This window comes from Pseudomonas sp. Irchel 3H9 (assembly GCF_900187495.1).
Taxonomy (GTDB): domain Bacteria; phylum Pseudomonadota; class Gammaproteobacteria; order Pseudomonadales; family Pseudomonadaceae; genus Aquipseudomonas; species Aquipseudomonas sivasensis.
On sequence record NZ_FYDK01000007.1, the window covers coordinates 234,126 to 255,603 of the forward strand.

The 21,478-nt window shown below is 61.2% G+C and carries 16 protein-coding genes and 1 pseudogene; 9 read left to right on the forward strand and 8 right to left on the reverse strand.

The genetic code is table 11. The features are described from left to right. The first annotated feature begins 29 nt into the window (after nt 1-29). From CKW32_RS23255 to CKW32_RS23290, 8 genes are read left to right on the forward strand one after another with little or no spacing between them, the layout of a single operon-like run. A complete protein-coding gene (locus tag CKW32_RS23255) occupies nt 30-1,277 on the forward strand; it encodes an NAD(P)/FAD-dependent oxidoreductase (protein ID WP_095186116.1) in 1,248 nt (415 codons plus the stop codon). After that, complete coding sequence (locus CKW32_RS23260; protein WP_032890309.1) at nt 1,274-2,008, forward strand: class I SAM-dependent methyltransferase; 735 nt, start codon at nt 1,274-1,276, stop codon at nt 2,006-2,008. The genes CKW32_RS23255 and CKW32_RS23260 overlap by 4 nt, the downstream gene beginning before the upstream one ends. After that, complete coding sequence (locus CKW32_RS23265) at nt 2,005-2,487, forward strand: hypothetical protein (protein WP_095186117.1); 483 nt, start codon at nt 2,005-2,007, stop codon at nt 2,485-2,487. The genes CKW32_RS23260 and CKW32_RS23265 overlap by 4 nt, the downstream gene beginning before the upstream one ends. After that, nucleotides 2,484-3,650, forward strand: a complete 1,167-nt coding sequence (locus CKW32_RS23270; RefSeq protein WP_095186118.1) for a beta-ketoacyl-[acyl-carrier-protein] synthase family protein — start codon at nt 2,484-2,486, stop codon at nt 3,648-3,650. Before CKW32_RS23265 ends, CKW32_RS23270 begins: the two co-directional genes overlap by 4 nt. Then, nucleotides 3,647-4,108 carry a hotdog family protein gene (locus CKW32_RS23275; protein ID WP_032890304.1) on the forward strand — a complete coding sequence of 154 codons (462 nt, stop codon included), beginning with the start codon at nt 3,647-3,649 and terminating at the stop codon, nt 4,106-4,108. The genes CKW32_RS23270 and CKW32_RS23275 overlap by 4 nt, the downstream gene beginning before the upstream one ends. After that, nucleotides 4,105-4,833, forward strand: coding sequence for a 3-oxoacyl-ACP reductase FabG (gene fabG / locus CKW32_RS23280; protein WP_095186119.1), 729 nt, complete (start codon nt 4,105-4,107; stop codon nt 4,831-4,833). Before CKW32_RS23275 ends, fabG begins: the two co-directional genes overlap by 4 nt. Then, a complete protein-coding gene (locus CKW32_RS23285) occupies nt 4,833-6,059 on the forward strand; it encodes a beta-ketoacyl-ACP synthase (RefSeq protein WP_095186120.1) in 1,227 nt (408 codons plus the stop codon). The genes fabG and CKW32_RS23285 overlap by 1 nt, the downstream gene beginning before the upstream one ends. 26 nt (nt 6,060-6,085) lie before the next feature. Further along, nucleotides 6,086-6,532, forward strand: coding sequence for a hypothetical protein (locus CKW32_RS23290; RefSeq protein WP_032890299.1), 447 nt, complete (start codon nt 6,086-6,088; stop codon nt 6,530-6,532). Nucleotides 6,533-6,802: 270 nt separating this feature from the next. Here the strand turns inward: CKW32_RS23290 and CKW32_RS23295 are convergent, their stop codons facing one another. Continuing rightward, nucleotides 6,803-7,696, reverse strand: coding sequence for a LysR family transcriptional regulator (locus CKW32_RS23295; RefSeq protein ID WP_032890297.1), 894 nt, complete (start codon nt 7,694-7,696; stop codon nt 6,803-6,805). Nucleotides 7,697-7,880: 184 nt separating this feature from the next. On the opposite strand from CKW32_RS23295, the gene CKW32_RS23300 reads away from it, so the two are divergent. Next, nucleotides 7,881-9,089, forward strand: a complete 1,209-nt coding sequence (locus CKW32_RS23300; RefSeq protein ID WP_032890295.1) for an MFS transporter — start codon at nt 7,881-7,883, stop codon at nt 9,087-9,089. Nucleotides 9,090-9,253: 164 nt separating this feature from the next. Here CKW32_RS23300 and hemE read toward each other — a convergent pair whose 3' ends face one another. From hemE to CKW32_RS23340, 7 genes and pseudogenes are all read right to left on the reverse strand, one after another. Then, nucleotides 9,254-10,321, reverse strand: coding sequence for a uroporphyrinogen decarboxylase (hemE, locus tag CKW32_RS23305; RefSeq protein WP_095186121.1), 1,068 nt, complete (start codon nt 10,319-10,321; stop codon nt 9,254-9,256). 241 nt (nt 10,322-10,562) lie between these two features. Continuing rightward, a complete protein-coding gene (locus CKW32_RS23310; protein WP_003187920.1) occupies nt 10,563-11,981 on the reverse strand; it encodes an FAD-dependent oxidoreductase in 1,419 nt (472 codons plus the stop codon). A 32-nt stretch (nt 11,982-12,013) separates the two neighbouring features. Beyond that, the gene (gene gltB, locus CKW32_RS23315; protein ID WP_095186122.1) at nt 12,014-16,459 is read right to left on the reverse strand and encodes a glutamate synthase large subunit; all 4,446 of its coding nucleotides are present in this window, start codon (nt 16,457-16,459) and stop codon (nt 12,014-12,016) included. 353 nt (nt 16,460-16,812) lie between these two features. Continuing rightward, nucleotides 16,813-18,375 (reverse strand): SPOR domain-containing protein, encoded by a 1,563-nt coding sequence (locus CKW32_RS23325; RefSeq protein ID WP_095186123.1) that lies wholly within the window; start codon nt 18,373-18,375, stop codon nt 16,813-16,815. Between the two features lie 10 nt (nt 18,376-18,385). Beyond that, nucleotides 18,386-19,486, reverse strand: coding sequence for a 3-dehydroquinate synthase (gene aroB, locus CKW32_RS23330; protein ID WP_095186124.1), 1,101 nt, complete (start codon nt 19,484-19,486; stop codon nt 18,386-18,388). Between the two features lie 125 nt (nt 19,487-19,611). Next, nucleotides 19,612-20,130: a shikimate kinase AroK gene (aroK, locus tag CKW32_RS23335; protein WP_010213757.1), complete on the reverse strand. Its 519-nt coding sequence runs from the start codon at nt 20,128-20,130 to the stop codon at nt 19,612-19,614. Between the two features lie 4 nt (nt 20,131-20,134). After that, a pseudogene (locus tag CKW32_RS23340) lies at nt 20,135-21,391 on the reverse strand (type IV pilus secretin PilQ); the annotation flags it as partial. Between the last annotated feature and the right edge of the window lie 87 nt (nt 21,392-21,478).

The window sequence follows — 21,478 nt, forward strand, 5'->3', positions numbered from 1 at the left end:
GATTATCGCCATAGCGGCAAGGAGCCCTCGTGCCCACAGTTGAAATGGAACGTCGCCAGGTTGTCGTGATTGGTGCCGGCCCGTCCGGCGCCATCGCCGCCGCGCTGCTCAAGCGCAAAGGGCATGATGTATTGATCATCGAGCGCCAGCATTTTCCACGGTTCTCGATCGGCGAAAGCCTGCTGTCCCACTGCATCGACTTTATCGAAGAAGCTGGCATGCTCGACGCCGTGCAGGCCGCCGGCTTCCAGGTAAAAACCGGGGCAGCGTTCGCCTGGGGCGAGCGTTACAGCGCCTTTGACTTCAGCGACACCTTCAGCAACGGCAAGCCGACCACCTTCCAGGTGCAGCGAGGCGAGTTCGACAAGTTGCTGGCCGACCAGGCGGCATTGCAGGGCGTGGAGATCCGCTACGGTGAAACCATCGTCGGCGTGGATTTCGCGGGCGATAGCCGCTACCTGCATGTGCGCCGCGAAAACGGCAGCGAGTACCACATCAAAGCCAAGTTCGTGCTCGATGCCAGCGGCTATGGCCGCGTGCTGCCGCGCCTGTTGGATCTGGAAGCACCGTCGAATTTTCCGGTACGCCAGGCGGTGTTCACTCATGTTGAAGACCGCATCCAACACCCAGGTTTCGACCGTACCAAGATCCTGGTAACCACTCACCCGACCAAACGCGACATCTGGTTCTGGACCATTCCGTTCAGCAATGGCCGGTGCTCGGTGGGCGTGGTCGCGGCCAAGGAGCATTTCGACGGCCGCGACGCTGACCTCGACGCCTGCCTGCGCGGCTTTATCGACGAAACTCCAAGCCTGTCCGGCGTGCTGAACAACGCGGTGTGGGACACGCCAGCGCGCACCATCGGCGGCTACTCGGCCAACGTCAAAACCCTGCACGGCCCGGGCTTTGCCCTGCTGGGCAATGCGGCGGAATTCCTCGACCCAGTGTTCTCCTCCGGTGTGACCATCGCCATGCGCTCAGCGAGCATGGCGGCCGCCCTGCTGGACCGTCAGCTCAAAGGCGAAACCGTGGACTGGCAAACCGAATTTGCCGCACCGTTGAAGCGCGGCGTCGACACCTTTCGCTGCTACGTCGAAGGCTGGTACGCAGGGACATTCCAGGATGTGATTTTCCACCCTGAAAGCTCGCCGGAGATTCGCCGCATGATCAGCGCGATCCTCGCAGGCTACGCGTGGGACGAGCGTAATCCGTTTGTCAGCGAGCCCAAGCGGCGGTTGCGGATGTTGTCGGAGATTTGCGCGAGTGAACCGACATGACTTCTCAATACCTGAGTAAAAACTACGTCGAAGAAACCAAATTCGGTTTGTGGTTCCTGCGCAGCCACACCTGGCAGCACCATGTGCTGCGCGTGGCGATCAACGACCTGCGCAGCCTGTTCACCGACCCACTGCCCGAAGCGCCGGTATTGCTCGACGCCGGCTGCGGCCAGGGCAAATCCTTCCAGTATTTGCAGCAGGTGTTCGCCCCCGAGCGCCTGATCGGGCTGGACGCAGACCCTCATAGCCTGGAATTGAGCAAGGCTGAAGCCACGCGCCAGGGCCTGGCCATCGAGCTGATCGGCAGCGACTGCGCCACCCTCGATGTGCCAGACGAGAGCGTCGATATCCTGTTCTGCCACCAGACCTTCCATCATCTGGTCGAACAGCATCGCGCACTCAAAGAGTTTTACCGAGTGCTCAAGCCGGGAGGCTATCTGCTGTTTGCCGAATCCACCGAAGCCTATATCGACACTTGGGTGATCCGCTGGCTGTTCCGCCACCCCATGCATGTGCAGAAAAGCGCCGAAGAATACCTGGAGATGCTCCGCGAGCAGGGCTTTGAATTCGGCCCGCAGAACGTTTCCTACCCGTACCTGTGGTGGAGCCGTTCCAGCGACTTCGGCCTGCTGGAGCGCTGGGGCCTGCGCAACCCGCCGCCGGTGGGCCAGCGCGAAGAAACCCTGGTCAACTGTGTGGCGCGCAAGCCTCTGGCGAGTTGCGCACCATGATGCGCAGCCTGTTGATCGGTTGCCTGCTATTGCTGAGCGCCTGCGCCAGCCAGCCGCCGTTGCCGGAAAAAACGCCCGCGCTGGCGTTGCCGATGCAACTGCATGTGCAGCGCCATGCAGATGGACAGAGCCAGGATTGGTTCCTGGTGATCCAGCGCGAAGGCAGCGCAATCCGATGGTCGATGATGGACCCGCTGGGCATCCCGCTGGCCCGGCAAAAACTGATCGATGGCGCCTGGCAGGCCGACGGCTTGCTGCCGCCCAATCCCCAGGCGCGGGAGCTGTTCGCCGCCCTGCTGTTTGCCCTGGCCTCAGCCGATGACGTGCGCGCGCTTTACCCCAGCGCCCAGGCAAGGGGCCTCACACGTACCCTGCCGGGGCATTGGCAAATCGTCTACCAATCCTCAGAAGTCTTCAGTGTGACCATGACCGGCCAACCCTTGAGCTACCGCATTACACCGCTCGGTGCCGCCCAATGACCGCCTACCTCAACGCCCTCGGCGTGATTTGCGCCCTTGGTCGCGGTCAGGAGCACGTCAGCCGCAGCCTGTTTGCCGGTGACTGTTCAGGCATGCGCGCCGAAAGCGGTTGGGTGCCGGAGCGCGTGTTGCCGGTCGGCAGTGTGCACGGCGAGCTGGCAACCATCCCGGTGGAACTCGGCCAACAGAGCAGCCGCAATAACCAACTGTTGCTGGAAGCGGCGTTGCAGATCGAGAACGAGATTCGTCAGGCGATCCACACCTACGGCGCCTCGCGCGTTGGCGTCGTGCTGGGCACCAGCACCTCGGGCATCGACGAAGCCAGCCGCGGCATCGCCCTGTACCTGCGCGACAAGCACTTCCCCTGCGACTACGACTACCAGCAACAGGAACTCAGCGCCCCGGCGAACTTCCTCGCCGACTGGCTGCAACTGAGCGGCCCTGCCTACGTGATTTCTACCGCGTGCACCTCCAGCGCCCGCGCCCTGATGAGCGCCCAGCGCTTGCTTGATCTGGGGGTGTGCGATGCGGTGATCTGCGGCGGCGTGGACAGCTTGTGCAAGCTGACCCTCAATGGTTTCAGCGCGCTGGAAGCCGTCTCGAATGAGCGTTGCAACCCTTTTTCGGCGAACCGCAACGGCATCAATATCGGCGAAGCGGCGGTGCTGTTTGTGATGAGTAAAGCGCCGGCACCGATTGCCTTGCTGGGCAGCGGCGCCAGCTGCGACGCACACCATATCTCCGCGCCCGAACCTACCGGCAAAGGCGCGTTGCAGGCGATGCGCAAGGCCTTGGCCAGTGCAAAACTGGCGCCGGAGCAGATCGGCTACCTGAACCTGCATGGCACCGCCACCCAGCACAACGACGCCATGGAAAGCCTGGCCGTCGCCAGCCTGTTCCCCGAAGGCGTAGCCTGCTCATCCACCAAACCCATGAGCGGCCACACCCTCGGCGCCGCCGGTGCGCTGGAAGCGGCCTTCTGCTGGCTGAGCCTGACTCACGGCCGCGTCCCACCCCACGTATGGGACGGCCAGGCCGACCCCGCGTTGCCCGCCTTGCAATGGGCACGCAGCGACGAAACCTTGGGAAAAACCTGCCTGATGAGCAACTCGTTTGCCTTCGGCGGTAATAACGTCAGCCTGATTATCGGAGAGGCCCCATGACCAACTGGCCACTCGCCGAGCTGCTGCCTCACGCGGGCGACATGATCCTGATCGAACACGTGCTGTCGTTCGACGAAGAGCAGATTCACACCCGTCTCACCGTCAAGCCTGGCGGCCTGTTCAACCGCCCTGACGGCAGCTTGCCGGCCTGGGTCGGCATCGAGTTGATGGCGCAGAGCGTCGCCGCCTACGCCGGTTGCCGCGCACGCCAAAGGGGCGAGGCGGTGGAACTGGGCTTCCTGCTCGGCACACGTAAGTTCGAATGCAACGTGGAACACTTCCCGGTGGGCGCCGAGCTGAACATCCACGGCCTGCGCTCCCTGGAAGACGACAACGGCATGGGTGTGTTCGAATGCCACCTGACCGGCGACGGTATCCAGGCCAGCGCCCGCTTGAACGTATTTCGACCGCCCCAGGCGGCCAATTATTTAGAAGAATCGAAGGACGAAACGCCATGACTGAATCCGTACTGGTCACCGGCTCCAGCCGTGGCATCGGCCGCGCCATTGCCCTGCGCCTGGCCCATGCCGGCCATGACATCGTGCTGCATTGCCGCAGCGGCCGTGCCGAAGCCGATGCAGTGCAAGTCGAAATCGAAGCCCTTGGCCGTAAGGCACGGGTGCTGCAATTCGATGTGGCGGATCGTGCGACCTGCAAGGAAATCCTTGAGGCCGACGTCGAGCAACATGGCGCCTACTACGGCGTGGTGCTCAATGCCGGGCTGACCCGCGACGGAGCGTTCCCGGCCTTGTCGGAAGACGATTGGGACGTGGTGATGCGCACCAACCTGGATGGTTTCTACAACGTGCTGCACCCGGTGATGATGCCAATGATTCGCCGTCGCGCAGCCGGGCGTATCGTGTGCATTACCTCAGTGTCGGGGCTGATCGGCAATCGCGGCCAGGTCAATTACAGCGCCTCGAAAGCCGGCTTGATCGGCGCGGCAAAAGCCCTGGCCATCGAGCTGGGCAAGCGCAAGATCACTGTCAACTGCGTAGCCCCCGGCTTGATCGACACCGCGATGCTGGATGAAAACGTACCGGTGGAAGAGCTGATGAAAATGATCCCGGCACAGCGCATGGGCACTCCCGAAGAAGTCGCCGGCGCGGTGAATTTCCTGATGTCGGCCGAAGCCGCCTATATCACCCGCCAGGTGTTGGCCGTCAATGGAGGCTTGTGCTGATGAAACGTGTAGTCGTCACCGGCATGGCCGGCATGACCTCCCTGGGCGGAGATTGGGCGACCATCTCCGCCAACTTTCGCGCCAACCGCAGCGGCATTCGGCGCATGGACGAGTGGGACCGTTTTACCGAACTGAACACGCGCCTGGCCGGCCCTATCGACGATTTCGTCGTGCCGGCCCATTGGACCCGCAAGCAGCTGCGCAGCATGGGCCGTGTCTCGCGCCTGGCGGTATGGGCGGCGGAGCAGGCATTGCAGGACGCCGGGTTGCTCGGTGATGAGTCGATCAAGGATGGGCGCATGGGTGTGGCGTGTGGTTCGTCCACCGGCAGCACCGATGAGATCAAGGCGTTCGGCAATATGCTGCTCAATTCGGTGGCCGAGGGGCTGAACGCCAACTCCTATGTACGGATGATGCCGCACACCACGGCGGCGAATATCAGCATCTTTTTTGGCCTGACTGGGCGGTTGATCCCAACGTCCAGCGCCTGCACCAGCGGCAGCCAGGGCATCGGTTATGCCTATGAGGCGATCAAGTTCGGCCGCCTGCCCTTGATGCTCGCCGGCGGCGCCGAGGAGCTGTGCCCCACCGAAGCTATGGTGTTCGACGCGCTCTACGCCACCAGCCTGAAAAACGACGCCCCGCAAACCAGCCCACGCCCCTACGACAGCGGCCGCGACGGCCTGGTGATCGGCGAAGGCGGCGGCATGCTGGTACTTGAGGAGCTGGAACACGCCCTGGCGCGGGGTGCACATATTCATGCGGAACTGGTCGGCTTCGGCAGCAACGCTGATGGCCAGCACACCACCCGCCCGGAACAGAAAACCATGCGCCGCGCCATGGAACTGGCCCTGGAAGACGCCGGACTCACACCAGACGCGATTGGCTACGTGAACGGACACGGCACCGCCACCGATCAAGGCGACATCGCCGAGACCCTGGCCACCAGCAGCCTGTTCGGCAAGCGCATGCCCATCAGCTCGCAGAAAAGCTTCCTCGGCCACACCCTCGGGGCGTGCGGGGCGCTGGAGTCGTGGTTCAGCATCGAGATGATGAACCGCAACCAATACGTGCACACCTTCAATCTGGACTCCGTCGACCCGCAGTGCGGGGAGCTGGACTACCTGCAAGGTGAATTCCGCGAGATGCACCACGACTACGTGATGAACAACAACTTTGCCTTTGGTGGCGTGAATACGTCGCTGATCTTCCGCCGCTGGTCCTGACTTTTTAAACGATTGGAGAATACGGAATGTCTTCCTTGCTACGCGTCACCCTGATCACCCTGGCGCTGTTGACCACTGCCGGCTGCACCAGCAAACCGGTCCTCAACACCCAGCACGACCTGCCGGCGAACGCCCAGGTCAGCGAAGAAAAAATGAAGACGGTTATCGTCAACGCCCTGCAAAAACGCGAGTGGAACGTGCAACGCCTGAGCCCGCAACTGGTGCAGGCCGAGATCACTGTGCGTAACCAGTACTACGCCGCCATCGACATCCGTTACACCCGCAACAGTTACGCCATCACCTACCGCGACAGCCGCGAGCTGGGCTACAAGGACGGCAAGATTCATCGCAACTACAACCGCTGGGTGAACAACTTGGACAGCGACATCATGGCGGGCTTGCGCAGCAATGGTGTGAGTAGTGAGGCAGGGTCGGCGGCGCAGTTGTTTGAGCAAACCGGGACCACCAAGTAAAACCGAGACTCCGTGGGGAGCGGGCGGTGCGAGGCAGCCCAATAAAGACGCGGGTATTTTTCTGTTAGAACTCAACGTCTGATTTTGGGGCTGCTGCGCGGCCCAGCGCGGTACAAGCCCGCTCACCACGAGTCTCTCGTTTTCTCAGGTTATGTTTTAGATACCTATCGGGAGCGAGCCTCCTCCCGCACTTGAACCGAGCACGCCCGGCAACGCTTGGCCGTCAAGGGAACAAGCTCCCTCACCACATTTTCGATGAAGCATTGCAACTCAGTGGGTGGCCTTAAGCGTCAACAACTCCACAAACGCCTTCGCCATCGGCGTCTGCGCGCCCTTGCGCTGTACCAGCCATACCGAGGTCACCGCCTCCGGGTCCAGTAAGGTGCGATACACCACCCCATCAATGCGGATGCGCTGGTAAGACGCCGGCAGCACCGACACGCCCAACCCCGCCGCCACCAGGCCGATGATGGTCATCGCCTCGCCCGCTTCCTGGGCGAAGTGCGGGCTGAAGCCAGCGTCGCGGCACAGGCTGAGCAGTTGGGCATACAGGCCGCTCCCATAGCTGCGTGGAAAAAACACAAACGGCTCGTCAGCTAACTTGGCCAGGTGCAAGCCACGCTCACTGCCTTCCACCAACGGGTGACCGGCACTCAAGACAGCAACCAGGGGTTCGCGCATCAGCTCGATCACATTCAACGAATCCGGCAATGGCAAGGGCCGCATCAACCCCACCTGAATCGACTCATCCACCAGCGACTCGGCCACTTCTGTGCTGCTCATTTCCTGCAGGTTCAAGTGCACCGCCGGGAAGGCCTGGCGAAACGCGAAGATCGCCTGGGGAATGCTCGCGTTGAAGGGCGCTGACGAGGTGAAGCCTATCTTCAACTCCCCCAGCTCACCCAACTGCGCCCGCCGCGCGACGTCCGCCGCCTTGTCCACCTGGGCCAGCACCAACCGCGCTTCGTGCAGGAACAAGCGCCCCGCCTCGCTCAGCTCAACCCGACGATTGGTACGCTCAAATAACCGCGCGCCCACCTCCTGCTCCAGCGCCTGGATCTGCTGGCTCAGGGGCGGTTGCGAGATGCCCAGCACCTGCGCGGCCCGGCCAAAGTGCAGCTCTTCGGCAACAGCGATGAAGTACCGCAGATGACGCAATTCCATGCAAACCCCATTAGGTCGTTAAAGCTATCAAACAGGTCGAACAATATATTGGAAAGAATCATTAGCCAGCTATATTCTTTTTTGCATTGCCAGCCCTGACAGGCTTTTGCTCCCCGAGGTCCCCGTGAAATCTGCTGTCGCTCCACTCGCTCAAGACGTCCCGCCCACCGCCCTCGATGAGGTAGTGGCTCAGCTCAATGACGCGTTCATCGAGAAAGGCACGCCGATGTTCATGCGCACGGTGCTGGCGCTGTTCTCAGGCGGTTTTGCTACGTTTGCCCTGCTGTATTGCGTGCAACCGATGATGCCGGCACTGTCCCACGAGTTTTCCATCAATGCCGCGCAAAGCAGCCTGATTCTCTCGGTGTCCACGGCGATGCTTGCGCTGGGTTTGCTGATCACCGGACCGATTTCCGACACCCTGGGGCGTAAGCCGGTGATGGTCGCCGCGCTGTTCTGCGCGGCGCTGGCCACGATTGCCAGCGGCCTGATGCCGTCCTGGGAAGGGATCCTGCTGATGCGTGCGCTGGTGGGCCTGTCACTCAGCGGCGTGGCCGCCGTCGCAATGACCTACCTGAGCGAAGAGATCCACCCCCAGCACATCGGCCTGGCCATGGGCCTGTACATCGGTGGCAATGCCATTGGCGGCATGAGCGGACGCCTGATCATCGGCGTGTTGATCGACTTCGTCAGCTGGCACACCGCAATGCTGATCATCGGCGCCCTGGCGCTGATCGCGGCCACGGTGTTCTGGAAAATCCTCCCGGAATCGCGCAACTTCCGCGCCAGCAGCCTCAAGCCACGCAGCCTGATGGACGGTTTTGTCATGCACTTCAAGGACGCGGGCCTGCCGTGGCTGTTTCTTGAAGCCTTCCTGCTGATGGGCGCGTTCGTGACGATGTTCAACTACATCGGCTATCGCCTGCTGGCCGACCCGTACGACCTGAGCCAGGCCGTGGTCGGCCTGCTGTCGTTGGTCTACCTCTCGGGCATCTACAGCTCGGCGAAAATCGGCTCCCTCGCCGACCGCCTCGGCCGCCGCCGTGTGCTGTGGGCCACCATCGTACTGATGCTCGCCGGCATGCTGCTGACCCTGTTCTCCCCGTTGTGGCTGGTGGTGCCGGGCATGCTGATCTTCACCTTCGGCTTCTTCGGCGCCCACTCGGTGGCCAGCAGCTGGATCGGTCGCCGAGCAGTCAAGGCCAAGGGGCAGGCGTCGTCGTTGTACCTGTTCTGCTACTACGCTGGCTCAAGCGTCGCCGGCACCACAGGTGGATTCTTCTGGCACCTCGCCGGATGGAACGGCATTGGTGCATTCATCGTGGCGCTGTTGATCGGCGCGTTGCTGGTCGCGTTGAAGTTGGCGAAGTTGCCGCCGCTGGCCTCGGCCTGATAAGCACCACACTTAAGAAGCAACACTCCCACATAACAAAAAGATTTAAACGCACTATGGCCAAGCGATAAAAAAATCCGCCTAGCCATGCACAGTTCATTCAGGTTGTTAGCGACAACATCACCCTCTTAATTGGAAGAAGGTGATGAAGTAAAACAGGGAAACTACACGTGATATTGCGCGGACAACTCATGCACCGCTTGCAGGAAAGCGCCAGCGTGTTCCGGGTTCACTTCCGGCGTAATGCCATGACCCAGGTTAAACACGTGCCCGGTACCCTTGCCATAGCTGGCCAGGATGCGGCCGACTTCGGCGCGGATCGCTTCCGGCTTGGCGTACAGCACGGTCGGGTCCATGTTGCCTTGCAGCGCGACGCGGTTGCCCACGCGCTGGCGGGCTTCACCGATGTCGCACGTCCAGTCCAGGCCTAACGCATCAGCGCCGGCGTCGGCGATGCTTTCCAGCCACAGGCCACCGCCCTTGGTGAACATGATGACCGGCACTTTGCGGCCCTCGTGCTCACGGATCAGGCCGCTGACGATCTTGCGCATGTAGGCCAGGGAGAATTCCTGGTACGCCGCCGCCGACAGGTTGCCGCCCCAGGTATCGAAAATCTGTACCGCTTGCGCACCGGCCATGATCTGGCCGTTGAGGTAGGACGTGACCGACTGGGCCAGCTTGTCCAGCAGCAGGTGCATGGCTTGAGGGTTGTCGTAGAGCATCGCCTTTGTCTTGCGGAAGTCTTTCGACGAGCCGCCTTCGACCATGTAGGTGGCCAGGGTCCAAGGGCTGCCCGAGAAGCCGATCAGCGGCACACGGCCGTTCAGCTCGCGGCGGATGGTGCTGACGGCGTCCATCACGTAGCCGAGGTCTTTGTGCGGATCAGGGATCGGCAAGGCTTCGATATCGGCCAGGGTGCTGACGACTTTCTTGAAACGCGGGCCTTCGCCGGTCTCGAAGTACAGGCCTTGGCCCATTGCATCAGGGATGGTGAGGATGTCGGAAAAGAGGATGGCCGCGTCCAGTTGAGGGTAGCGGTCCAGCGGCTGCAGGGTGACTTCGCAGGCGAACTCCGGGTTCATGCACAGGCTCATGAAATCGCCGGCGTGGGCGCGACTGGCGCGGTATTCCGGCAGGTAGCGACCGGCTTGACGCATCATCCACACAGGGGTGACGTCCACGGGTTGCTTGAGCAGGGCACGAAGGAAACGGTCGTTCTTGAGGGCAGTCATGTCGGCATCCGCAAAAAAAGTGCGGGCATTTTCTCAGAGCGCGACGCAAAAGGCACGGCAAGAGCGGTGCCTTTTGTCTATCGGGTCAATTTGTCGCGGACATGGAAGCGCTGCAAAACCAATGTGGGAGGGGGCTTGCTCCCGATAGCGGTGTGTCAGTCTCAGTGTCTGTCACTGAACCACCGCTATCGGGGGCAAGCCCCCTCCCACATTTTGATCCCATTTCAACCTGGGACCAGGGTCAGACTTGCAGGTAGTCCAGGATCCCTTCGGCGGCATTGCGACCTTCGAAGATCGCGGTCACCACCAGGTCAGACCCGCGCACCATGTCGCCACCGGCAAAGATTTTCGGGTTGCTGGTCTGGTGCTTGTACTGGCCTTGTTCCGGGGCTACCACACGGCCCTGGCTGTCGGTTTGGATCTCGAACTGCTCGAACCACGGCGCCGGGCTTGGGCGGAAACCGAAGGCGATGACCACGGCATCGGCCGGGATGATCTCTTCGGAACCTGGAATCGGCTCAGGGCTGCGACGGCCACGGGCGTCCGGTTCGCCGAGACGGGTCTCGACCACCTTCACACCTTCGACACGGTCTTCACCGACGATCGCAATCGGCTGACGGTTATAGAGGAATTTCACGCCTTCTTCCTTGGCGTTCTTCACCTCTTTGCGCGAACCCGGCATGTTGGCTTCGTCACGGCGATACGCACAGGTCACCGACTTGGCGCCCTGACGAATCGAGGTACGGTTGCAGTCCATCGCGGTGTCGCCACCGCCGAGTACCACGACCTTCTTGCCTTTCATGTCGACGAAATCTTCCGGCGACTTTTCAAAGCCCAGGTTGCGGTTGACGTTTGCGATCAGGAAGTCGAGCGCGTCATACACGCCAGGCAGGTCCTCACCGGCAAAGCCGCCCTTCATGTAGGTGTAAGTACCCATGCCCATGAACACGGCATCGTATTCGGCGAGCAGTTGCTCCATGGTGATGTCTTTGCCGATTTCGGTATTGAGGCGGAACTCGATACCCATGCCGGTGAACACTTCACGACGGTGGCTCAGTACGGTTTTTTCCAGCTTGAACTCGGGGATACCGAAGGTCAGCAGGCCACCGATTTCCGGGTTCTTGTCGAACACCACCGGGGTCACGCCGCCGCGCACCAGCACGTCGGCACAGCCAAGGCCCGCCGGGCCCGCACCGATGATCGCCACGCGCTTGCCGGTCGGCTTGACCTTGGACATGTCCGGACGCCAGCCCATGGCGAACGCGGTGTCGGTGATGTACTTCTCCACCGAACCGATGGTCACCGCACCGAAGCCGTCGTTCAGGGTGCAGGCACCCTCACACAGACGGTCCTGCGGGCACACCCGGCCGCAGACTTCCGGCAGGGTGTTGGTCTGGTGCGACAGCTCGGCGGCGGCGAGGATGTTGCCCTCGGCCACCAATTTCAGCCAGTTGGGAATGAAGTTGTGCACCGGGCACTTCCATTCGCAATACGGGTTACCGCACCCCAGGCAGCGGTGGGCCTGATCGGCCGAGTGCTGGGGTTTGAAAGGCTCGTAGATTTCCACGAACTCTTTCTTGCGTTGACGCAACAGTTTCTTCTTCGGATCTTTGCGCCCGACATCGATGAACTGGAAGTCGTTATTCAGACGTTCAGCCATGTTAAAACCTCATCAAACTCTTCAGGCGCATATCACTGCGGGTTGGCACGGATGCTGGAAAGCAACGATTTCAGGTTGGCAGCCTTGGGCTTGACCAGCCAGAAACGACGCAGGTAATCATCGAGGTTTTCGGCGAGGTTACGACCCCATTCGCTGCCGGTCTCCTCGACGTACTCGTCCAGCACGTGCTGCAAGTGGTTCCGGTAGGATTCCATGGCTTCGCCGCTGATCCGCTGGATCTCGACCAACTCGTGGTTGACCTTGTCGACGAAGGTGTTGTCCTGGTCGAGCACGTAGGCGAAACCGCCAGTCATGCCCGAACCGAAGTTGTAACCGGTCTTGCCCAATACCGCGACAAAGCCCCCGGTCATGTACTCGCAGCAGTGATCGCCAGTGCCTTCCACCACGGTGTGGGCACCGGAGTTACGCACGGCGAAACGCTCACCGGCGGTACCCGCGGCGAACAGCTTGCCACCGGTAGCGCCGTACAGGCAGGTGTTACCGATGATGGCACTCTCCTGGCTCTTGTAGACGCTGCCTTTAGGCGGAACGATCACCAGCTTGCCGCCGGTCATGCCCTTGCCCACGTAGTCGTTGGCGTCGCCTTCCAGGTACATGTGCAGGCCGCCGGCGTTCCACACGCCAAAGCTCTGGCCAGCAGTACCCTTGAAGCGGAAGGTGATTGGCGCTTTCGCCATCCCTTGGTTGCCATGCTTGCGCGCGATTTCACCGGAGATGCGTGCGCCGATGGAACGGTCGCAGTTGCAGATATCCAGGGCGAATTCGCCACCGCTGGCGTCATTGATCGAGGAACCGGCCATTTCGACCATCTTCTCGGCCAACAGGCCTTTGTCGAACGGCGGGTTGCGATCCACCTGGCAGAATTGTGGCTTTTCTGCCGGGATGTGATCGCTCCCCAACAACGGCGTCAGGTCCAGGTGCTGTTGCTTGGCGGTCTGGCCTTCGAGGATGTCCAGCAGATCGGTGCGACCGATCAGCTCTTCCAGCGAACGCACGCCCAGCTTGGCCAGCCACTCACGGGTTTCTTCGGCGACATAGGTGAAGAAGTTCACCACCATGTCGACGGTGCCGATGTAGTGATCCTTGCGCAGCTTCTCGTTCTGAGTGGCGACGCCGGTGGCGCAGTTGTTCAGGTGGCAAATGCGCAGGTATTTGCAGCCCAGGGCGATCATCGGCGCGGTGCCGAAACCGAAACTCTCGGCGCCGAGGATCGCGGCCTTGATCACGTCGAGGCCGGTTTTCAGGCCGCCGTCAGTCTGCACACGGACCTTGCCGCGCAGGTCGTTGCCGCGCAGGGTCTGGTGAGTTTCGGCCAGGCCGAGTTCCCAAGGTGCGCCGGCGTACTTGATGGAGGTCAGCGGGGATGCACCGGTACCGCCGTCGTAGCCGGAGATGGTGATCAGGTCGGCATAGGCCTTAGCCACACCGGCGGCAATGGTGCCCACGCCCGCTTCCGCTACCAGTTTCACCGAGACCAGCGCCTGCGGATTGACTTGTTTCAGGTCGAAAATCAGCTGCGACAAGTCTTCAATCGAGTAGATGTCGTGGTGCGGCGGTGGCGAAATCAGGGTCACGCCAGGCACTGCATAACGCAGCTTGGCGATCAGGCCGTTGACCTTGCCGCCTGGCAGCTGGCCGCCTTCACCGGGCTTGGCGCCCTGGGCAACCTTGATCTGCAGCACTTCGGCATTGACCAGGTATTCCGGGGTCACGCCGAAACGGCCAGTGGCAACCTGCTTGATTTTCGAGCTCTTGATGGTGCCGTAGCGCGCCGGGTCTTCACCGCCTTCACCGGAGTTGGAACGCGCACCCAGGCGGTTCATGGCTTCGGCCAGGGCTTCGTGGGCCTCAGGCGACAGAGCGCCCAGGGAAATACCGGCAGAGTCGAAGCGCTTGAGGATCGACTCCAGTGGCTCAACTTCGCTGATGTTCATCGGCGTGTCCAAGGTCTTCACCTTGAACAGGTCGCGGATCATGGACACCGGGCGGTTATCCACCAGCGAGGTGTATTCCTTGAACTTGGCGTAGTCGCCCTGCTGCACGGCGGCTTGCAGAGTGCTCACCACGTCCGGGTTGTACGCGTGGTATTCGCCACCGTGCACGAACTTGAGCAGGCCGCCTTGCTGGATCGGCTTGCGCGCGCTCCAGGCTTCGGCGGCCAAGGCTTTCTGTTCGGCTTCGATGTCGACGAAACGCGCGCCTTTGATACGGCTCGGCACACCACGGAAGCTCAGGTCGCAGACTTCTTCGGACAGGCCGATGGCTTCGAACAATTGAGCACCGCGATAAGACGTGACGGTGGAGATGCCCATCTTGGACAGGATCTTCAACAGGCCTTTGGTGATGCCTTTACGGTAGTTCTTGAACACCTCATAGAGGTCGCCCAGCACTTCACCGGTACGGATCAGGTCGCCCAGCACTTCGTACGCGAGGAACGGGTACACCGCCGAGGCGCCGAAGCCGATCAACACCGCGAAGTGATGTGGGTCGCGGGCGGTGGCGGTTTCGACAAGGATGTTGGAGTCGCAGCGCAGGCCTTTTTCGGTCAGGCGGTGGTGCACCGCGCCGGTGGCGAGCGAAGCGTGGATCGGCAGCTTGCCTGGGGCAATATGGCGGTCGGTCAGCACGATCTGGGTACGACCGGCGCGCACAGCTTCTTCGGCCTGGTCGGCGACGTTGCGCACAGCGGCCTCAAGGCCGAGGCTCTCGTCGTAGTTCAGGTCAATGATCTGGCGGTCGAAACCTGGACGCTCCAGGGTCATCAACGAACGCCACTTGGCCGGGGAAATAACCGGCGAGCTGAGGATCACGCGGGAAGCGTGCTCAGGCGATTCCTGGAAGATGTTGCGCTCGGCACCGAGGCACACTTCCAGGGACATCACGATGGCTTCGCGCAGCGGGTCGATCGGTGGGTTGGTCACCTGGGCGAACTGCTGGCGGAAATAGTCGTACGGCGTGCGCACGCGCTGGGACAGTACAGCCATCGGCGTGTCATCGCCCATGGAGCCGACGGCCTCGTAACCTTGCTCGCCGAGCGGACGCAGCACTTGGTCGCGCTCCTCGAACGTGACCTGGTACATCTTCATGTACTGCTTGAGCTGGTCAACGTCATAGAAAGCCGAACCGTGGTCGTTGTCTTCCATGGTCGCCTGGATGCGCAGGGCGTTCTTGCGCAGCCATTGCTTGTACGGGTGACGGGACTTCAAGCGGTTGTCGATGGCGTCGGTGTCGAGGATCTGCCCGGTTTCGGTGTCCACGGCCAGGATCTGGCCAGGGCCAACGCGACCTTTGGCGATGACGTCTTCAGGCTTGTAGTTCCACACGCCGATTTCCGACGCGAGGGTGATGAAACCGTTGGTGGTGGTGACCCAGCGCGCCGGGCGCAGACCGTTACGGTCGAGCAGGCACACCGCATAGCGGCCGTCGGTCATGACCACGCCAGCCGGGCCGTCCCACGGCTCCATGTGCATCGAGTTGTACTCGTAGAATGCACGCAGGTCCGGGTCCATGGTCTCGACGTTCTGCCACGCAGGCGGAATGATCATGCGCACGCCGCGGAACAGGTCGATGCCACCGGTGACCATCAGTTCGAGCATGTTGTCCATGCTGGAGGAGTCGGAACCGACGCGGTTAACCAGCGGGCCGAGCTCTTCCAGGTCCATCAGATCGTTGGCGAACTTGGTGCGACGGGCCACGGCCCAGTTGCGGTTGCCGGTGATGGTGTTGATCTCGCCGTTATGGGCGAGGAAGCGGAATGGCTGGGCCAGCGGCCATTTCGGCAGGGTGTTGGTGGAGAAGCGCTGGTGGAACACGCAGATCGCGGTTTGCAGGCGCTCATCGCTCAGGTCTGGATAGAAGGCGGTCAAGTCCGCCGGCATCATCAGGCCTTTATAGATGATGGTCTTGTGGGAAAAGCTGCAGATGTAGTGGTCGGCATCGGCGGCGTTGGCCACGGACGAGCGACGACGGGACGTGAACAGCTTGATTGCCATGTCCTGGTCGCTCAGGCCGTCACCGGCGATGAACACTTGTTCGATCTGCGGCAGGCGCTCCAAGGCCAGGCGGCCGAGCACGCTGGTGTCGATTGGCACTTTGCGCCAGCCGACCAGTTGCAGGCCGGCAGCGACGATCTCGCGGTTCATGTTCTCGCGAGCGGCTTCGGCTTTGACCGGGTCCTGGTTGAAAAACACCATGCCCACGGCGTACTGCTTGGGCAGGTCGACAGCGAAATGCTCTTTGGCGACCGCGCGCAGGAATTGGTCGGGCTTTTGAATCAGCAAGCCACAACCGTCACCGGTCTTGCCGTCGGCGTTGATCCCACCGCGGTGGGTCATGCAGGTCAGGGCCTCGATGGCCGTTTGCAAAAGGGTATGACTGGGCTCGCCCTGCATATGGGCTATCAGGCCGAAACCGCAGTTATCCTTGAATTCATCGGGTTGGTACAGACCTGCTTTCATAGACACTTTCTCACCAGGCTGCCTCTTATACCGAGGCAAATTTCTTTTCAATTCAACCGGTTACCTTCCACGCCGAACGTACGCCGGCTTAGCGGGGGCAAAAGGGAGGTCATTGTACACACCGACACAGACGCTCACAAATTTAGCGACGAAATGTCGCAAATCTATGTCGCATTTATGAAAGGTTTAAAGCGATATGCTGTGCTAGTCAAAACTTTTTTAATTCTGACCGCTACGACTCAAAAGCTACTGTGACGCAGACACCACAAAGCGCGCGGCTTCTGGGAAGCTGCACGCACTTGAGGATTTTTTTGAGGTGCCGGGAGGGCGGCTTGGGTAAAGCCGCCGGATCTTCAGCGAGTTGCTGCCAGTTCTTGTTGAACGCTGGCAACAGTGCGAGGCCAAGGTTTACCAGCCTGAACCTTCGCTGGCAAGGATTTGATCGCAGAATCAGCTGCTGCACGGCTGGAGAAGTTGCCGTAGGTGATCACGTAAAGAGGCTTGCCGTTGAGCACTTTCTTGAAATAACGGTACTCGCCGCCCTGCTCTTTCACGAAGGCCTGAGCGTTGGCTTCGGAGCTGGTGCCGAGGATCTGCACCACGAAGTTACCGGTCGGCTGGCTGGCGTACCAGCTGCTGCCGGCGGCGCCTGCTTTGGCGACAGTGGCAGGTTTTTCCGCAGGCTTGGTCACCGGCGCGGGTTTGGCTGCTGGAGCAGGCGCTACGGGCTTGGTGACAGGTGCAGGCTTGGCAGTCGCGATAGTTGGCGCTGGCGTCGGCACTGCGGCTGGCTTGGCGGCCGGCTGACCCGCTGGCACGCCCGCAGGTGGCGCGGTGGTAGTCACGGTCGGCGGTGTAGCGCTGGAGCCCTCTACGGGCACGCCGTCGTCGCCTTCGGAGATGCCACCGGCTTCTTCGGCGAGTGGGCCGCGCATCACAGGCTGACCAACCATTGGCAGGTTGGTCGGTTGGCCGGAATTGGCGAACTCGACATTCGGCGTGGGTTTACCCAGTGGCAACTGCGCCTGTTCGGTTGGCGCGCTGGCGGTGGTCGGCGCCTTGTTGCGACCCGGGATCAACCAGGCGGCGGCAACAGCGACCACGACAACGGCAGAAATCGCCAGTACGTGCTTCTTAGGCATAGTGAACCCCATCTTTGGACGCTTGACCGCAGAGCGGCTGGCAATCATGGCTTCGATCATTGCATCGCGGGCAACCTGGTTGATGGTGCCAGGCCAGCCGTCGGAGCTTTCGTGAATATCAGAGATCTGATTTGCCGTGAAAAGTTCGATACCGGCCCCGGCGCCTTCGAGGCGTTGAGCCAGGTATTCACGGGTTTCTTCCTCTTCGTACGGCTGCAGTTCGATGACGTGGAACAGCTCCTGATCACCGCTGATCTGCTCCAGATCGGCGATCAGCGACGACTCACCGAACAGGAACACATGGGGACGACCTTCCGGCGTACCCGCCGCCAGCGCCAACAGCGCTTCCAGTGCGGATTCGTCGAGCTGCTCGGCGTCATCCACCAGCAGGTAGACTTCCTGGCCGGTCAGGCCAAGTTGCACGATTTGTTTGAGAATCGCGCTCGGCTCAGCAGTGGATACGTCCAGGGCCTGGGCAACCTGGCGCAGCACGCCGGCCGCATCACCGGCACCACGGGCAGACACCACCACGCTCTGTACCGATTGTTTGTTGGTGCTGGCAACCAGGGCCTGGCGCAGCAAAGTCTTGCCGCTGCCCAACGGACCGGTCACGACCAGCAGTAGCTGGCTGTAGCGCGCCAAGTGGTGCAACTGCCCGAGCACCGGCTTGCGCTGGGCCGGGAAAAATTTGAAACCAGGCACCCGTGGAGCAAAAGGGTCGTGGCTTAACTGGTAATGGCCGAGGAACGCCTCGTCGGCATGCAAACTAGTCATCGGGATCTTATTAACCTTTAAGCTGGGCCAGGGCGCGGTAATCCGCTCCCAGCGTGGCCTGTAAAATCTCTTTCGGATAATCGTCGGTCACTAACGCTTCGCCCATGCGGCGCAGCAGCACCAGTCGTAGTCGACCGTCGATCACTTTCTTATCTATCGCCATGTGTTCGAGAAAGTCGGCCTCGGTCATCTCCTCAGGCGGAATGACCGGCAAACCGGCGCGCTGGAACAGGCGGATACCGCGATCACGCTCCTGGGCGCTGATCCAACCCAGGCGTTGCGACATCTCAAGTGCCATCACCGTGCCAGCCGCTACAGCCTCCCCGTGCAACCACACACCATAGCCCATGTGCGTTTCGATCGCATGGCCGAAGGTGTGGCCGAGGTTCAAAGTGGCCCGTACACCGGATTCCCGTTCGTCGGCATTCACCACCAGCGCCTTCGCGGCACAGGAGCGGGAAATCGCTTCGGTGAGCGCCACCTGGTCGAGGGCGCGCAAGGCGTCCACGTGTTCTTCCAGCCAGGTCAGGAACGGCTCGTCGCAAATCAGCCCGTACTTGATGACTTCCGCCAGGCCCGCCGACAGCTCGCGTGGTGGCAGGGTGTTGAGGGTCGCGGTATCGATCAGCACGGCTTGGGGCTGATAAAACGCGCCGACCATGTTCTTGCCAAGCGGATGGTTGATACCTGTCTTGCCGCCCACCGACGAATCGACCTGGGACAGCAGGGTGGTCGGCACCTGAATAAAGTCCACGCCACGCTGGTAGCAGGCCGCCGCAAAGCCGGCCATGTCGCCGATCACACCGCCGCCCAAGGCAATCACGGTGGTGCGACGGTCATGGCGCGCGGTCAGCAGGCCATCAAAGATCAGTTGCAGGGTTTCCCAGTTCTTGTGGGCTTCGCCGTCGGGCAAAATCACGGAAATCACTGAGTACGCCGCCAGGCTGCGGCTCAGACGCTCAAGATACAGCGGCGCGACCGTTTCGTTGGAGATGATCGCCACTTGCCGCCCGGCAATATGCGGTGCGAGCAACTCGGGCTGGTCCAACAGACCTTCGCCAATATGGATCGGGTAGCTGCGCTCGCCTAGATCGACCTTAAGTGTCTGCATGTGTCCCCGCGTTGAAGATGTGTTGACGACCGGCAACGTCGAGACCCGACGTCGCCTGATGGCTCTACGCCACACCCTGCAGGGTGATAGCGCGCCGCCGAGAATAGCGCATTTCGGGCCTGGCTTTAACGGGGTGGCAGCCGTTGCAGGCGCTCAAGAATGTCGAGGACCACCATGCGAGGCGGCCGCTCATCGGTTTCCACCACCAGATCGGCGATTTCCCGATACAGCGGATCGCGCAGCGTGAGTAGGTCCCGCAAGGTTTTTTCCGGGTTGGCCGTGCGCAGCAACGGGCGATTACGATCACGGGCGGTGCGGCCTACCTGCTGCTCGACCGACGCATGCAAATAGACCACCCGACCACCGGCATGCAGCGCCCGACGATTTTCATCGCGCATCACCGCGCCACCGCCGGTGGCCAATACCACGCCGTCGCAGCCGCACAGCTCAGCGATCATCGCCTGCTCGCGGTCACGAAAGCCCAGCTCGCCTTCTTTATCGAAGATCCATGGGATATTGGCACCCGTGCGCAATTCAATTTCCTTGTCGGAATCTTTGAATGGCAGGCGCAGCTCTTTGGCCAGCAAACGGCCGATGGTGCTTTTTCCAGCCCCCATCGGTCCTACAAGAATCAAATTTCGCACAGAATCAACGACTCACAGCAATCGCCTGGTTATTCATAATACGCGGAGTCAGGAATACCAGCAGCTCGGATTTTTTATCCGCCACCACATCGCGCCGGAAAAGGCGGCCAAGATACGGCACATCGCCCAAAAATGGCACTTTATCTACCACTTTGCTTTGGGTATTGGAGAAAACACCGCCAATGACGATCGTCTCTCCATCCTTGACCAACACCTTGGCGTTGACCTCGTTTTTCTTGATCGGCGGTACGTCGTTGAGTTTATTGAGGTAGTCGGGCTCATCCTTGGTGACTTTGACCACCATGATCACATGGTCATCGGGGGTGATTTGCGGGGTAACCTCCAATGAAAGGGAGGCCTCCTTGAACGACACCGACGTCGCACCTTGGGAGGTGGATTCCTGGTAGGGAATTTCCGTGCCCTTCAGAATGCGCGCGGTTTCCTTGTCGGAGGTGACCACCTTGGGCTGTGAGACGATTTCTCCATTGCCGGTTTTCTCCATGGCGGTCAGTTCCAGGTCGAGCAGCAGGTTGTCGGTGATATACGCAATGCCCAGGCCGGAGGTACCAGTAAGCGAACCCAGATCTACGAACGGCGAGCTGGGTGCATTTTCAGGAGTTTGGGCACCGTCCGACTGAGGCTTCTGAATACCTCCGGCGGCCCAATTCCCTCGATTGAGGCGACCTCCCCAGCGCGCACCCAGGCTTTTGTCGTAGTCGACGTTGGCCTCGACAATCCGCGCCTCGATCATCACCTGGCGCACCGGGATATCCAACTGCGCCACGATCCGGCGCAGCTCTTCCAAACGCTCGCCGGTCTGGTAGGCAATGATGTTGTTGGTGCGGTCATCTACGGCCACCGAACCGCGCTCATCCGTCGTTCCTTCAAAGCCGTTCACCGACTGGAACAGCTTGGCCAGGTCCGCCGCCTTAGCGTAGTTGACCTGCAATAATTCACGCCGCAGGGGCGCCAGGTCGGCCATCTGCTTGCGCGATTCCAGCGTGAGCAATTCACGAGCGGCCAACTCCTCGGCGGGCGCCACCAGTAGCACTCCGGCCTTTATCCGTTTATCCAAACCTTTAGTTTGCAGCACAAGATCCAGCGCTTGATCCCAGGGCACATGCTTGAGGCGTAGGGTGATGGAGCCCTGCACATCGTCGCTGACCACCAAGTTGAGGCCGGCCACATCGGCGATTTGCTGCAATACGGCGCGCAGACCAATATCCTGGAAGTTGAGGCTCAGCTTTTCACCTGTATAGGCGCCCGACACCGCATTCCCGGGAGGCGGTAGCTGGATAAGATCCACACGATTGGGCACAGCAACAGCCATCGGTGCCGTGAACGCTAT